Origin of the sequence: Pseudomonas sp. PS01303, from assembly GCF_029959385.1 — a bacterium.
In the GTDB taxonomy this organism is placed as follows: domain Bacteria; phylum Pseudomonadota; class Gammaproteobacteria; order Pseudomonadales; family Pseudomonadaceae; genus Aquipseudomonas; species Aquipseudomonas rustica.
In genome coordinates, this window is record NZ_JASCPK010000149.1 from 1 (window position 1) to 14712 (window position 14712).

Below are 14712 nucleotides of genomic sequence, written 5' to 3' on the forward strand. Positions count from 1 at the left end.
GCGATCTTTTGATCTTGATTGTAAAAAAAGATCAAAAGATCGCAGCGTGCCGCAGCTCCTACAGGGGATGGTGTGGGGTCAAGGTTCAAGGAGGTATTGGAAGCCGCCGTAGATCATGCGCTGCCCATCAAACGGCATCGGGTTGACGTCGGGTTGCATGCGCGGGTCTTCCATCATTTTTGCCATGCCGGCATCGCGGGTGGCTTTGTCCGGCCAGATCAGCCAGCCAGACACTACGGTTTCGCCTTCCTTGAGTTTTACCGCCATCGGGAACGACGTGAGCTTGCCGTCCGGCACGTCATCGCCCCAGCATTCAGCCACGCTGAGCGCACCGTATTCCTTGAACAGTTTTGCCGCGATCACGCAGTGTTGTTTGTACTGTTCGCGATTGGCAGTCGGTACAGGCGCAACGAAAATATCGATGTAAGCCATGATCATTCTCCTTGTACGTTGGGTTCGATCTGCTGAGTAGTCGAATCCGGCGGCTGCCATTCGACACGGTTCACGCCCAAGCCGACCGACGGTTCCTCCCGCGCACCCAGATTGCGTTCGACCTGACCGGCCATGTGCAGCGTGCCGGCCATGACGCCGGTCGTCGGGTTCTGCACCAGTTTCAGCCAGGCCTTATCAAAGGTGCTGCCGAGACTGTTACGGATCAACGCTTCGCTGTCGGGGCGATCGTTGGCCTGAATGATCGCGCGGATCCCCGCGACACCCACCGAAATCAGGCCACCGGCCAATTTACCGGCGGCGGCTGCCACGGCGCTGGCAGCTCCGCGCGGGGCCATCTCCGCTTCCATGCGCTGACTCGCGCGTTTGGCCACCGGCGCCATGCCGGCGTCAGTAGAAGCAATCCCCTTGGCGCCGCCGTCGGTATGGATCTTGTCGATGAGCGCGGCATACGCCGGCAGCGTGTTCAGCGGCTCGGTGCTGATGACTTGATACAACGAAGCATCGCGCGCTGGCGGAGGGCCGAGCGCGATCGCCGGAATCTTCTGCAACCGCCCATTAAGCTGAGCAACCGGCACGCCATGACGCTGGGCGATGAGCGGCATCTGCTGGGCCATCAACTGCGCATAGAACGCCGTGGCCTGACCGAGAATCGCGTCCGGGTCGACCTCCACCGCCACCGGCGCCAGCACTTTTTTCTGATACTGCTCAAGCAGATACGCCGCCAGACGCTTGGCGGAAGCGTCCTGTTCGCCACCGGCACTGACGGTGTACCAACTGACCTTCATCGACAGCCATTCCTGCGTCCAGTAGCTGCTGAACCACGGGATGAAATTTTCTTCAGTTTGCTCATAGACGCGAATGCGCCAATGTTCCATCGAACCGCGGGCAAACAGCTTGACCTGCTCGGTGGCCTGCTGAGAGGCGCTGACGATCTCGCGGTCGATCTGCTGCCAGGTTGCAGGCGAGACGAACACGGCTTTAGGCGCTGACACCGGGGCGCGGGCCGACGTGGCGCAGCCGGCCAGCAGAAACAGTGCGGCGACGAGCAGCGCACGCAGGTTCACGGTGGTGGAGCCCTTTGAACAGGAAGAGGCAGATTTGAGTATAGGTGCGGGTGGTGGGCCGTTGGTCTGGTTGTAACAAGACGGACGCTATCGCGAGCAGGCTCACTCCTACAGGGGAATGCATTTCAAATTGTAGGAGTGAGCCTGCTCGCGATGGGGCCAGCAAATTCACCACAAAACCGCAACCATCACTGCCATCGATATCCACCATCGCCACGATTGCCTTCCGCCCACCGCCCATCAAAGGCACGATTGCCACATCCGAGACGCAACGAGGAGTTCACATCATGATTCACACCATCACACTCTCCGTGAGTTTCCCGGTGTTCGGCAGCAACTACTACGACCAGCACTACGTGTCGCACAAGACGCAGGCGCTGGTGTTCAACGAAGCTTTCGAAGATCTGCTGATGCCCGCCGCGATCAATCACTTCAGCAATGAAGTGGTCGGCATCAACGATCAGTTCCGCTTTCTGAGCGACATTCTCGCCACCCATTTGCTGGACATCGAGGCCTCCGTGCCTACGCGATCCCGCGTCCAGGCGAGCGCTCACTTTTAACAACAAGGGCGTCCCGTGGGGCGCCCTTTTTCATTCAATCAATCATCATCGCGATCACGGTAGTAGCGACGGCCGTCGCGGTGATCATCGCGATCGTCCCAGCGCCGGTCATGGTCGTAATCACGGCCATGATCGCGGTCGTAGTGCCGGCCATGGCGATGGTCATCATCAAAATCCGCCACACAACCACCGAGCAAAACGGCGGCGGTCACGGTCAGCAATATCGTTGTAGCGCGCTTCATTCAACACTTCCCTAAAACCAAGGTCTTGACGACGGATTCGGCCACGCTGCCCTTGCCTTCAGGACACGGTGCGCGTAGCCGCAGATACGACCGGACAAAACCGTGTTGATTCAGTGGCCACTATCGACCGTTTGTCGTGCCGGCCTCTCCGCGAGCAAGCCCGCTCCCACATTTAAAATGCATTCCCCCTGTGGGAGCGGGCTTGCTCGCGAAGAGGCCCCTACAGCCCCGCAAAATCCGAATTGATCATCAGCGCAAATCCAACAAAACCTTTCCCTCCCCCCCGCGGTCACTCCTTAACGAGACCGGCGATCACGCTGGCTGCCCGTTTGGGCCATTCGCAACCCCGCTGCCCTGATTGAGAGAGACAAGGAATCGAACCATGACGATTTCCCGACGCAGATTTTTAATCCTCGGCGCCGTGACCGCGACAGCCTTCGCGATGCCCCCGTTTATCAGCCTCAAGGCCTATGCGGCCAACCTGGAGCAACCCGCCATGAGCAAAGTGACAATTCAAGTCAACGGCAAACCCCAGGCGCTGGAGGTCGACAACCGCACCACTCTGCTCGACGCCCTGCGCGAACACCTGCACCTGACCGGCAGCAAAAAAGGCTGCGACCACGGCCAGTGCGGCGCCTGCACGGTGATTGCCGATGGTCGGCGAATCAACTCTTGCCTGACCCTGGCGGTGATGCACGAAGGCAGTGAAATCACCACCATCGAAGGCCTCGGCATGCCCGACCAGTTGCACCCGATGCAAGCCGCGTTCATCAAGCACGACGGTTATCAGTGCGGCTATTGCACGCCCGGGCAAATCTGCTCGGCAGTGTCAGTTATCAAAGAAATCCGCGATGGCATTCCCAGCCATGTCAGCCCCAGCCTGACGGATTCCCCGCAACTGATCGCCAGTGAATTTCAGGAGCGCATGAGCGGCAATATCTGCCGCTGCGGCGCGTACTCAAACATCATCGAAGCCATGACTGAAGTCGCGGAGGTGCCGGCATGAGACCGTTCAATTACAGCCGCGCCGACTCCCCCGCTGCCGCTGCACAAGCGGCGCAGATTGAAGGCGCCAAGTTCATTGCCGGCGGCACCAATCTGCTGGACTTGATGAAGCTCGACATCGAAACACCGCTGCACCTGATCGACGTCAATCACTTGGGTCTGGATCAGATCGAAGCCACGCCCGAGGGTGGTTTGCGCATCGGCGCGCTGGTGCGCAACACCGATCTGGCTGCCGACAGCCGCGTGCGCAAGGATTACGCTTTGCTCTCCCGCGCCTTGCTCGCCGGCGCCTCCGGCCAATTGCGCAACATGGCGACCACTGCCGGCAATCTGCTGCAACGCACACGTTGCCCATACTTCTATGACACCAATCAGGCCTGCAATAAACGCCAACCCGGCAGTGGTTGCGCGGCAATTGGCGGGGTCAGTCGGCAACTGGGGATCATCGGCGTCAGCGACGCCTGCATTGCCACGCACCCGAGCGATATGGCCATCGCCATGCGCGCCCTCGATGCACAGATCGAAACGGTGAAGCCCGACGGCAGCACCCGCAGCATCGCCATGGCCGATTTTCATCAGTTGCCCGGCAACACGCCGAACATTGAAACCAGCCTGATGCCCGGCGAATTCATCACCGCCGTGACCCTGCCTGCCCCCGTCGGCGGCACGCACATTTATCACAAGGTGCGCGATCGCTCGTCGTACGCCTTTGCGCTGGTCTCGGTCGGCCTGATTCTGCAAAAGGACGGCAGCGGCCGCATCGCTGTCGGCGGGATCGCGCCGAAACCGTGGCGTGTCGAAGCCGCGGAAGCGCTGCTGCCCGACGGCGCAAAAGCCGTCAGCGCACGCCTGCTCGATGGCGCGACGCCGACCCACGACAACCAATTCAAACTGACCCTGGTCGAGCGCACGCTCGGTTCGGTGTTGGCGCAAGCGAGGGAAGAAGCATGAAATTCGACACGCCCGCGACCACCAACCCGATCGACCAGTTAAAGGTCATCGGCAAACCCACCGACCGTGTCGAAGGCCCACTGAAAACCAGCGGTCAGGCGCCGTACGCCTACGAGCAACACGAGGCAGTGGCCAATCAGGCTTACGGCTTCATGGTCGGCTCAGCCATTGCCAAGGGTCGGATCCACAACATCGACCTTGAAGACGCGAAAGCCGCGCCGGGCGTGCTGGCGATCGTCACTGCCGCCAACGCGGGCAAACTCGGCAAGGGCAAATACAACGCCGCGCACCTGCTCGCCGGGCCGGAGATTCAGCACTATCACCAGGCTGTCGCTTTGGTAGTTGCCGAGACTTTCGAACAGGCGCGCGCCGCCGCGCAAATGGTCAAGGTTGATTATGTAGCGGCCACTGGTGAGTTCGATCTGGCCAGCGTGCGCGACAAAGGCGTCGAGCCGAAAGAAGAACTGCCCGACGTCAGCCACGGTGATTTCGCCAAGGCGTTCGAAGCCGCACCAGTGCAGTTCGATCAGACCTACACGACGCCGGATCAGTCCCACGCAATGATGGAACCGCACGCCACATTGGCCGCGTGGAAAGGCGATGAGCTGACGCTGTGGACGTCCAATCAGATGATCGCCTGGAGCGTCGACGATATCGCCACCACCCTCGGTTTGCCGAAGGAAAAAGTCCGCCTGATTTCGCCGTACATTGGCGGCGGATTCGGCGGCAAACTGTTCATCCGCGCCGACTCCATCCTCGCTGCACTCGGCGCACGGATGGCTGGCAGACCGGTGAAAGTCGCCCTCGCCCGCCCGCAAATGGCCAACAACACCACCCACCGCCCCGCCACTATTCAGCGCATTCGCATGGGCGCGACGGCGGACGGCAAACTCACGGCAATCGCCCACGAAGGCTGGTCGGGCAACCTGGAGGACGGCAAAGTCGAGGTCGCGGCGCAGCCGAGTCAATTGCTCTACGCCGCTGAAAATCGTCTGGTCACGATGCGCCTCGCGCCGCTTGATCTACCCGAAGGCAATTCCATGCGCGCCCCCGGCGAAACGCCCGGACTGATGGTGCTGGAAATCGCCATGGACGAAATGGCCGAGCAGCTGAAACTTGATCCGATCCAGTTCCGCATCCTCAACGACACTCAGGTCGATCCGGTCAAAACCGAGCGGCCGTTTTCCCAGCGCCGCTTGATCGAATGTCTGCAAACCGGCGCCGAAAAGTTCGGCTGGAGCCAGCGCAATGCTCAGCCGGGCACCCGCCGCGAAGGTCGCTGGCTGATCGGCATGGGCGTGGCGGCGGCGATCCGTAACAACCTGCTGGTCAAATCGGGCGCGCGGGTGAAGCTGGAGCGCGACGGCAAAGTCACCGTGGAAACCGACATGACCGACATCGGTACCGGCAGCTACACGATCATCGCGCAGACAGCCGCCGAGATGATGGGCGTGGGTTTGAAGGACGTGACGGTGCACCTGGGCGATTCGAGCTTCCCGGTTTCGTCGGGTTCTGGCGGCCAATTCGGTGCCAACTGCTCGACCGCCGGGGTGTATGCCGCGTGCATGAAACTGCGCGAGGCCGTGACGGGCAAGCTCGGGTTGGCGGCGGATCAGGCTGAGTTTGTCGACGGTGAAGTGCGCGTCGGCGACAAGCGTGTGCCGCTGCGTAATGCTGCGCAAAACGGCGTGTTAGTGGCCGAGGACAGCATCGAATTTGCCGACCTTGCCAAGCAATATCAGCAGTCGACGTTTGGTGCGCATTTCGTTGAGGTGGCTGTGGACGCGGCGACTGGCGAAATCCGCGTGCGGCGCATGCTCGCGGTGTGTGCGGCGGGACGGATTCTTAACCCGAAAGCGGCGCGCAGTCAGGTGATCGGCGCGATGACCATGGGCGTCGGTGCGGCGTTGATGGAAGAACTGTCGATCGACAAGAAACTCGGTTTTTTTGTTAACCATGATCTGGCGGGATATGAAGTGCCGGTGCATGCCGACATTCCGCATCAGGAGGTGATTTTTCTTGATGAGACCGATCCGATTTCTTCGCCGATGAAGGCCAAGGGTGTCGGTGAGTTGGGCATTTGCGGGGTGAGTGCGGCGGTGGCGAATGCGATCTATAACGCCACGGGCGCGCGGGTGCGGGAGTATCCGATTACGCTGGATAAAATTCTGTCGTCGTTGCCGGAGATGATTTAAACGCCTGAAAGAGCCCCTCACCCTAGCCCTCTCCCAAAGGGAGAGGGGACTGATTGGGGGATATTGGCGAAATGCATCGACTTGAACGTACTGCTTTAAATCCATAATCGATGGGGTTTTTCAGGTCGATGCAACTCGCGAGACACCTCGGTCGGCCCCCTCTCCCCCCGGGAGAGGGCTGGGGTGAGGGGAAAAGGCTCTACTCGGATCGCGGGTATTGCTCAGCGCTCACCTGCTCCATCCACTCCACCACCTTGCCATCAAGCACTTCCGCAATCGCGATATGCGTCATCGCCGTGGTTGGCGCCGCCCCGTGCCAATGTTTGGCACCCGGCGCGATCCATACAGTATCCCCCGGGCGAATCTCGCGTACCGGTTGTCCCCATTCCTGCACGAAACCCGCCCCGGCGGTAACGATCAATGTCTGCCCCAGCGGATGGGTGTGCCACGCCGTGCGTGCGCCCGGCTCGAACGTCACCGTCGCGCCACTGACCCGCGCTTCATCAGATCCCTTGAACGGTGCATCAACGCGCACGGTGCCGGTGAACCAATCCGCCGAGCCACGGGCCGAAGGTTGCGAGCCGTTCGGCGTAACGCTCACGCGAGGATTTTCATTGGCCTGCACTTCACCTGCCAATAGGGACAGGGTCAGAGCAGAAGCAGCAATCGGGTTCATGGCAAGTTCCTCCAGAGAATCAATGCCATCACTTTACCGACCCGCACTCTTCAGATAATCGACTAGAATTCGAAAAAACTTATGCGAGACACTCATCAATGCTTCGGGAAAACGCCACCGACCTGCTCGCCTTCCTCGCCGTGGCCCGCGAACGCAGCTTCACCAAAGCTGCCGCCAAGCTCGGCGTCTCGCAATCGGCGCTGAGCCACACCATTCGCGCCCTCGAGGCGCGCCTTGGCCTGCGCCTGTTGACGCGCACCACACGCAGCGTCTCGCCCACCGAGGCCGGCGAGCACCTGCTGCAAACCATCGGCCCGCGCTTCGAAGAGATCGAAGTGGAACTGGCAGCCCTGAGCAACCTGCGCGAAACCCCGGCGGGCAAAATCCGCATCAACGCCACTGACCATTCGCTGGACTGGCTGCTGCGCCCGGTACTCAAGGAATTCCTGCCCAAATACCCCGACATCGCCGTCGAAGTCAGCTGTGATTATGGTTTCGTCGACATCGCCGGCCAGGGCTTCGACGCCGGCATTCGGTTGGGCGAAGACGTTGCGCAAGGCATGATCGCCACGCGCATCGGCCCGGACATGCGCATGGCGGTGGTTGGCTCGCCCGCGTATTTCGCCCGCTGCCCCGCCCCGCAAACCCCGCGCGACCTGACCGACCACAGCTGCAACAACTTGCGCCTGCCCACCAACGGCGGGCTGTATAGCTGGGAGTTCGAGAGGGATGGCGAAAGCCTTAAGGTGCGAGTATCCGGGCAAATCACGTTGAACGGCGTCTACCCGTTACTTGATGCGGCGCTGGATGGTTTCGGTTTGAGCTACATCCCGGAGAACATCGTCGCCCCGTATCTCGCCGATGGTCGCTTGCAGCAAGTGCTTGAGGATTGGTGCCCGACATTCGCCGGGTATCACCTCTACTACCCGAGCCGGCGTCAGGCGGCACCGGCATTTGCGTTGTTGCTGGAGGCGTTGCGCTATCGCCCCTGACCCCAACCGCCAACCTGCTTAATGCAGGAGCAGAGCTTGCTCGCGAAGAGGCCATATCAGTCGATATTTTCGCTGACTGATACACCGCTTTCGCGAGCAAGCTCGGCTCCTGCAAGATTCGTCGAAAGCTGGATATCGCCACGGACTAACCCACCAACGCAATCAACTGATGCCGCTGCGCATCGGTGAGCATCGGCCCGAATCCGGCCCTGACGTTGTCGGCCATATAACGCGGATTGCTCGTCCCCGGAATCACACAGGTCACCGCCGGATGCGCCAGCAGAAACTTCAGCGCCAGTTGCGGCCAGCTGTTGACCTGGACGTCCGACACCCACGCCGGCAACGGTTTGCCCTTGAGCCGGCCCAGCAAAGCACCGCCACCAAACGGCCGATTGCAGATCACCGCCACCCCGCGCTCGCGGCACAGCGGCAGGATACGTTTCTCCACACCTCGATCATCGAGGGCGTAGCTGATTTGCAGAAAATCCAGTTGTTCAGCCTTCAGCACCGCTTCGACTTCGTCATAGGCCGAGGACGTGTAATGGGTGATACCGATGTAGCGGATGCGCCCTTGCTCTTTCCATTCGCGCAGGGTCGGCAGGTGGGTTTGCCAGTCGAGCAGGTTGTGGATCTGCATCAGGTCGATGCGCTCGGTGCGCAGCAGGCTGAACGACTGCTCCATCTGTGCGATGCCTTCCTCGCGCCCGCGTACCCACACCTTGGTCGCCAGAAACGCCGGCGAACGCGGTTCATGGATCGACAGCAGTTCGCCGGTGGTCTGCTCGGCGCGGCCATACATGGGTGAGCTGTCGATCACCGTGCCACCCTTGGTGAACAGCTCATCGAGCACCGCCGGCAGTTGCCGATAAGCCGGGTCGCCCGGCGCGACGTCGAATCCGCGATACGTGCCCAGACCGACCAGGGGCAATGACTCGGAGCTGGAGGGGATGGCGCGGGTCTGCATGGCTTGGCCTCGGATAGTCGCGGGTGGCGCGGCAGTGGCCAACGCCCGATCAAAAGTGAAGACTGCCGAAACCCCGGCAGCCAGCGTGAGCAATCGGCGACGGGAGTAACCCTCAGTGTGGCTCATGCTGGTTCCCCTGCTGCGTGAATCTGTTGCATGTTGTGTGCGCAGACCGTCTGGCGAAATCGCTGGACTACACTGCGACTGCCGACTTCCTTACCCCGTTAAAAGTAGCCGAATGTCCCGAACCCTGATGTTACTCGTCGCATTGATCGTCGCTGTGTACCTGGTGCTGTGCGCGGCGCTGTTCGTTTTTCAGCGCTCGCTGATCTATTTTCCGCAGGCCGGCACGGTGGAGTCGGCGGAGTCACGGCTGAAATTGTCGATGGCGGATGCCGACGTCTGGGTGACCACCCGCGAGCGTGTCGGGCAGCGGGCGCTGATCTATTTCGGCGGCAATGCCGAGGATGTCTCGCACAATCTGCCGGAGTTCGCCGCGGCGTTCCCGGATTACGCACTGTACTTTCTGCACTATCGAGGGTTTGGTGGCAGTGGCGGCAAGCCTTCCGAGGAGGCAATTGCCGAGGATGCGCTGGCATTGTTTGATCAGGTGTACGCCAGCCATCCGCAGGTGGCGGTGATCGGGCGTAGTCTGGGTTCGGGCGTTGCGGTGCGTCTAGCCAGTCAACGGCCGGTGCAGAATTTGATTCTGGTGACGCCGTACAACAGCCTCGAAGAAGTCGCCGTGAAGCAATATCCGTGGGTGCCGGTGAAGTGGTTGCTCAAGGATCGTTATGAATCAGGCAAATACGCGGAGCATATTCGCGTACCGACGTTACTGCTGGCGGCGAGTGATGACGAGGTGATTGCGCGGGACAGTACTGAGCGGCTATTGAGGAATTTTCCCGAGGGGGTGGCGGTGCTTAAGGTGGTGCCGGATTCGGGGCATAACTCGATTTCCGAGCGGGGGGAGTATTTGCGGTGGATGGGCGATGTGTTGAATCGCTGAGTTTTGTGTTGCCAGGTCCTCTTCGCGAGCAAGCTTTGCTCCTACAAGGGCTTGAGCTCCACACATGCCGTAGGAGCAGAGCTTGCTCGCGAAGGGGCCGGCCAAATCACATCAATACCCCAGAAAAAAACCACACCTGCCACCCTGAACCAAGTCCAAAAACCCCAGTCCTACACGCGCCGCTTTTTCCTCTCCTGAGCCGTCCACTCCATGCGCCACACCGCCCGCCCACTTCGCCTGGTTTCGCTGTGCCTGCTGCTTTCGCCTTTGTTTGCTCAATCCGCCCACGCCGGCGCCGAACGCCAACTGGTCACGGCCATCAACGACTACCGCGCCCACCCGCAACGCTGCGACCGACGCCCCGCGCAGCGCCTGGCTCCGCTGGCGTTGAAAGATAATCTCGCGCTGCCCATCGGCTATGGCTCCGGCGGCGGCATGCGCGAGGCGCTGAAATCGTCCGGATATGCGGCGGTGACGGTGCGCAGCATCCGCATCGTCGGTGCAGAGGATGCCGACGAAGCCTTCGACCAGCTACAAGACCACTACTGCGGCGCATTGCTCGACAGTCAGTACGCCGACATCGGCATCAGCCGTTCGCGCAGTGAATGGCAAGTGGTGCTGGCGCGGCCGGTGCTCGACAACCGTGTCGGCGATAACCGCAGCGTCGGCAAAGCGCTGCTGGCCGAGGTCAATGCCGCTCGCGCCCGGCCACGGATGTGCGGGCGCCAACGCTTCGCTGCCGCCCGACCGCTGAGTTGGAACGCTGCGCTGGGCGCGGCCGCACAAGGGCACAGTAAGGCCATGGCTTATGGCAATTATTTTGCGCATCGTGATCCGGACGGTGATTTGCCGGCGGATCGCGCCAGAGCGGCGGGTTATCATGGCCGGCAAATTGGTGAAAACATTGCCGCCGGGCAGAGTTCGCCGGGCAAGGCGATGGCCGGGTGGCTGGCCAGTCCGGGGCATTGCGCCAATTTGATGAACCCGATGTTTACCCAAGTGGGGGCGGGTTTTGCCAGCGAGGCGCGTAGTGATGAAGGGGTTTACTGGACGATGCTGTTTGGTGCGCCTTGATTTTTGCGTCGAACTGAAGGGCCTCTTCGCGGGCAAGCCCGGCTCCTACAATTTTCCGGTGATCAACCATCATCGTAGGAGCAGAGCTTGCTCGCGAAGGGGCCAGATCAGCCACCCTCAATTTATTTGGGCCGACGCACCGCCCTCACCCGCCCGCTATTCCCGCCGCCACAATAGAACCGATCCTTGCCATCCGCCTCCAGCCCCGACACGCCAGTCCCGTCGGGCATCGTCAGGCTTTCCAGTACCTCACCGTTACCCGGATCGATCCGCCGCAGTTCGCTCTCCTCGCCTTCCCACGTGCCATGCCACAGCGCGCCATCAACCCACGTCACGCCGGTGACAAAGCGGTTCGACTCCAGCGTGCGCAAAATCTCGCCGGTTTCCGGGTTGATCTGATGGATTTTACGGTCGCGATACTGACCAACCCATAACGAACCCTCGGCCCAGGCCATGCCGGAATCGTTGCCACCACCGGGCGCGGCGATGGTGTTGAGGATGCGCCCCGTGGCCGGGTCGATTTTGTGGATGTGGCGGTCGGCAATCTGGAACAGATGTTTGCCATCGAACGCGGTGCCACCGTCGGCGCCGACCTTGAGCATGCGCACGGTTTCGCCGCTGGCCGGATCCAGCGCATTGAGCTGACCGTCGCTGGCGAACCAGACTTGCTGACCGTCGAAGGTTACGCCGTGGATGCCGTCGATGCCTTCGAACGGGCCATATTCGCGAAGGATTTCTGCGTTTGCGTGTTTCATGGGGGCTTCCTCGTGTTGGTTGAGACCAGCCTAGCCATTGCCCAGCGACACCGGGAGTAACAAGATCGTCGCGAAACCCGGCACCGGCGGCGTCATCCAGCGTCGTGATCGGCCCAGACCGAAGGACTGGATTTTTCCTTCCGAGGCCAACGCCTCCAAGGCCCGTTGCACTTGGCGCTGGCTGCTGCCCAATGCGAGTGCCAGTGCTGAACTCGACCACGCCTCGCCATCCGCGAGCAAGGCCAGCAGCGCCGCATGTTTGTCCTCGACCGGTAACGTCAGCAGCGCCACCTCTTCGGCCACCAACGTAAACCCGCGAGGCGTGGCGCGGATGTTCGCCAGCGGTTGCAGCGCTGAGCGCAAGCGGCCGATTTCAACGCGTAGCCGTGCTCGGTGCGATTCGTCGCTGAGTTGCAAACGGAAAGCCTTGGCAATCAGCGCCTCTCGCGAGACATCGCCCGGCCAGGCTTCCGCTAGCAACCGGGCGAGATGGAACAGCACCGGGCGGGTGGCAAGCGCAACCGTCATGCCGGCACCGCGTACGTTGTAGCGGCAAGCGTCGACCACTAGCGTTTTTGAGGTGAACAGGGTTTCTACTTCTGCGAGTTTCAGCGGCTGCTCTTTTCCGCTGATGATCAATCTGGCAACCGGCGCCTCAAGGATTTGCGCGGTGTGCTCGACTTCAACGCTCAACGCCTCAATGCCAGCCTCCCGCGCCGCGTGTTGCGCGCGAACCAGTGCCGCCTGCGCCCTGTGCGCCTGAACCCTGCGCAAGGCGATGCCCGCCGCCACCAGTTCATGGGCGGCACGCAAGGCTGGCGGAAGTGGTGCAGGATCCTGTTCAGCGAGCAACTGTTCAGCGTCATCCAGCTCACCGATCAACAACAATCGACGAATCTGCAAGTAACGCGCGTGCGCCGCGTTGAGCCGGTCGCCGTGATCCTCCAGCAACCGACGCGCCGCCTCCAGCGCCTGCACCGGCCAGCCCAGATCGCGTGCCGCCAGCGCCACTTCGGCCTCGGCAACAAGACACCGCGCCCGCGACAGCGGCTCATTGCGACCGAACGCCTTCACCGCTCGCTGCAACAACGCCTTGGCACGCGGCAGATCGCCCAATTGCGCCATGGCGATACCGCGCAACGCCAGCGCCGGCGGGTCTTCGCGTAGGGCGACGAAATTCAGCGCCGCCAACGGATCCCCCGCCGCAAGCGCACGGCTGGCGGCGGTGATCAGTGAGTCCATGGTGAATGACGCATGGCGGAGGTTCCCGAAAGTCGGAGCTTCAGGGGATTCTAATACCGGTTACTTGAGCGATTGGTTTTTCTTCAACAGTTCAAGCAAACCTTTGGGCACTAACGGAGATTGTTCGTTGAAGCTCGAGCTGTCATGCCAACTCGCAGTGAACGGTGCGCCGTTACTTTCATGCCCTTGAATATGGGGTTGTTCGTAGAGTGCGGCATCGTCAAATGAGGCATCGTAGACCTGAACGATCTCGTGCCCAGGCTTGCCGTTGTAAACGAAGAGGCTTTCCAGCGTGCCAATCAGGCGCAAGTCATGGATCGACTGCGTCAATTCTTCCTGCACCTCACGCACGATCGCTTCGGCGCTGGTTTCACCGAATTCGATGCCACCGCCGACGGGACGGAAAAGGGTTTGTTGCTGGATCGGGTCGTAAAAACTGTTTACCAGAATTCGACCATTGCGATGAAATACGCAGAGTGCGAGGGCACGGATACGCGGTTCGGCCATGAGGGGTGACGTCCATTTGCGGGGGGAAAAGCGCGGCATTAAATCACGATTCGCGCCGTATTCCCCTAGGCATCAGCCATCAACTCTTGACGCGTTTCAAACCGGAGAAATTGTCGCGAGTACGCCGATCAGAATGGTCAGTGTCAGAAATCCACCCAGGAAAATCGCCATCTTGAACATAGAGCTCTCCTCAATGCAGGGTTTGCGGTGCACTGGACGCTTCGGAATGAAGGACTGCCGTGAGTGACCGCACTGCCGGGGTATTTTGTGCCGGTGACTGAACCGGTTACAGAGGCAGATAGAATCGAAAAAAGCGTATCAGATGACATCTGATCTGTAGGAGCTGCCTAAGGCTGCGATCTTTTGATCTGGATCGGTGAACATCAAGATCAAAAGATCGCAGCCTCGTTTCACTCGACAGCTCCTACAGGCTAGAGTGACTGCGGTCGCGCGAAAACAATAAAAACTCTGGGGTAAATCCATGTCCGAGCTGAACCTGCAGCCCAACGTTGCCGAATCGCTGAAACGCTGGCACGAGATGATCCGCACCGGCAACTTGAGCGCCCTGCCCGAGTTGCTTGACGCCAAAGCCGTATTCCGTTCACCAATGGCGCACACGCCCTACCCTGGCGCGCCGGTGGTGTCGATGATCCTCAATACGGTGTTCGAGGTGTTTCAAGACTTTGAATATCACCGTGAGCTGGCGACGGCGGATGGTTTGAATGTAATTCTGGAGTTCAGCGCCAAGGTCGGAACGAAGGAACTGAAAGGCATCGACATGATCCGCTTTGATGAGCAAGGGAAGATTGTCGAGTTTGAAGTGATGGTGCGGCCGTTGAGCGGGTTGCAGGCGTTGGGCGAGGAAATGGGGCGGCGGCTTGGCGCTTATCTAGCCTCCGCGAAACCCTGACATCTGAACATCTGAACATCTGAACGTCTGAACACCGAAACAATTCTGTAGGAGCTGCCGAAGGCTGCGAAATTTTTATTTATAAAAAATAAAAAAATATAGCAGCCATAGGC

Annotated in this window: 16 protein-coding genes; 8 read left to right on the plus strand and 8 right to left on the minus strand. The window is 60.6% G+C overall.

The genetic code is table 11. The features are described 5' to 3' along the window. Positions 1-78: 78 nt before the first annotated feature. The gene (locus tag QMX93_RS25920) at positions 79-432 is read right to left on the minus strand and encodes a DUF1428 domain-containing protein (RefSeq protein ID WP_053119325.1); all 354 of its coding nucleotides are present in this window, start codon (positions 430-432) and stop codon (positions 79-81) included. A 2-nt stretch (positions 433-434) separates the two neighbouring features. After that, positions 435-1517, minus strand: a complete 1083-nt coding sequence (locus tag QMX93_RS25925; RefSeq protein ID WP_282358418.1) for a hypothetical protein — start codon at positions 1515-1517, stop codon at positions 435-437. A gap of 287 nt (positions 1518-1804) precedes the next feature. On the opposite strand from QMX93_RS25925, the gene QMX93_RS25930 reads away from it, so the two are divergent. Then, the gene (locus QMX93_RS25930) at positions 1805-2077 is read left to right on the plus strand and encodes a hypothetical protein (RefSeq protein ID WP_053119320.1); all 273 of its coding nucleotides are present in this window, start codon (positions 1805-1807) and stop codon (positions 2075-2077) included. Positions 2078-2115: 38 nt separating this feature from the next. Here the strand turns inward: QMX93_RS25930 and QMX93_RS25935 are convergent, their stop codons facing one another. After that, the gene (locus tag QMX93_RS25935; RefSeq protein ID WP_282358419.1) at positions 2116-2319 is read right to left on the minus strand and encodes a hypothetical protein; all 204 of its coding nucleotides are present in this window, start codon (positions 2317-2319) and stop codon (positions 2116-2118) included. 382 nt (positions 2320-2701) lie between these two features. Between QMX93_RS25935 and paoA the strand changes: the two genes are divergently transcribed. Genes paoA through paoC form a run of 3 tightly spaced genes read left to right on the plus strand, consistent with a single transcriptional unit; the run spans position 2702 to position 6470 of the window. After that, positions 2702-3325, plus strand: a complete 624-nt coding sequence (paoA, locus tag QMX93_RS25940) for an aldehyde dehydrogenase iron-sulfur subunit PaoA (RefSeq protein ID WP_159812444.1) — start codon at positions 2702-2704, stop codon at positions 3323-3325. Then, entirely contained in the window at positions 3322-4275 is a 954-nt protein-coding gene (locus QMX93_RS25945; RefSeq protein ID WP_282358420.1) for a xanthine dehydrogenase family protein subunit M, read from the plus strand. The genes paoA and QMX93_RS25945 overlap by 4 nt, the downstream gene beginning before the upstream one ends. Next, positions 4272-6470, plus strand: a complete 2199-nt coding sequence (gene paoC / locus QMX93_RS25950) for an aldehyde oxidoreductase molybdenum-binding subunit PaoC (protein WP_282358421.1) — start codon at positions 4272-4274, stop codon at positions 6468-6470. Before QMX93_RS25945 ends, paoC begins: the two co-directional genes overlap by 4 nt. A 199-nt stretch (positions 6471-6669) precedes the next feature. Here paoC and QMX93_RS25955 read toward each other — a convergent pair whose 3' ends face one another. Continuing rightward, on the minus strand, positions 6670-7146 hold the full coding sequence (locus QMX93_RS25955) for a cupin domain-containing protein (RefSeq protein WP_282358422.1): 477 nt from the start codon (positions 7144-7146) through the stop codon (positions 6670-6672). Positions 7147-7244: 98 nt separating this feature from the next. Between QMX93_RS25955 and QMX93_RS25960 the strand changes: the two genes are divergently transcribed. After that, positions 7245-8138, plus strand: coding sequence for a LysR family transcriptional regulator (locus QMX93_RS25960; protein ID WP_053119307.1), 894 nt, complete (start codon positions 7245-7247; stop codon positions 8136-8138). Positions 8139-8283: 145 nt separating this feature from the next. Here QMX93_RS25960 and QMX93_RS25965 read toward each other — a convergent pair whose 3' ends face one another. After that, positions 8284-9228 (minus strand): aldo/keto reductase, encoded by a 945-nt coding sequence (locus QMX93_RS25965; protein ID WP_282358423.1) that lies wholly within the window; start codon positions 9226-9228, stop codon positions 8284-8286. 112 nt (positions 9229-9340) lie between these two features. Here QMX93_RS25965 and QMX93_RS25970 point away from each other — a divergent pair, with 112 nt between their 5' ends. Next, positions 9341-10111: an alpha/beta fold hydrolase gene (locus tag QMX93_RS25970; protein ID WP_282358424.1), complete on the plus strand. Its 771-nt coding sequence runs from the start codon at positions 9341-9343 to the stop codon at positions 10109-10111. 210 nt (positions 10112-10321) lie between these two features. Beyond that, positions 10322-11185, plus strand: coding sequence for a CAP domain-containing protein (locus QMX93_RS25975; RefSeq protein ID WP_282358425.1), 864 nt, complete (start codon positions 10322-10324; stop codon positions 11183-11185). Between the two features lie 122 nt (positions 11186-11307). Here QMX93_RS25975 and QMX93_RS25980 read toward each other — a convergent pair whose 3' ends face one another. Genes QMX93_RS25980 through QMX93_RS25990 form a run of 3 tightly spaced genes read right to left on the minus strand, consistent with a single transcriptional unit; the run spans position 11308 to position 13689 of the window. Next, positions 11308-11940 (minus strand): PQQ-binding-like beta-propeller repeat protein, encoded by a 633-nt coding sequence (locus tag QMX93_RS25980; protein WP_282358426.1) that lies wholly within the window; start codon positions 11938-11940, stop codon positions 11308-11310. Positions 11941-11970: 30 nt separating this feature from the next. Then, a complete protein-coding gene (locus QMX93_RS25985; protein WP_282358427.1) occupies positions 11971-13182 on the minus strand; it encodes a helix-turn-helix domain-containing protein in 1212 nt (403 codons plus the stop codon). Between the two features lie 60 nt (positions 13183-13242). Continuing rightward, on the minus strand, positions 13243-13689 hold the full coding sequence (locus tag QMX93_RS25990) for an NUDIX hydrolase (RefSeq protein ID WP_282358428.1): 447 nt from the start codon (positions 13687-13689) through the stop codon (positions 13243-13245). Between the two features lie 481 nt (positions 13690-14170). On the opposite strand from QMX93_RS25990, the gene QMX93_RS25995 reads away from it, so the two are divergent. Continuing rightward, positions 14171-14599, plus strand: a complete 429-nt coding sequence (locus QMX93_RS25995; RefSeq protein WP_053119294.1) for a nuclear transport factor 2 family protein — start codon at positions 14171-14173, stop codon at positions 14597-14599. Positions 14600-14712 lie beyond the last annotated feature (113 nt).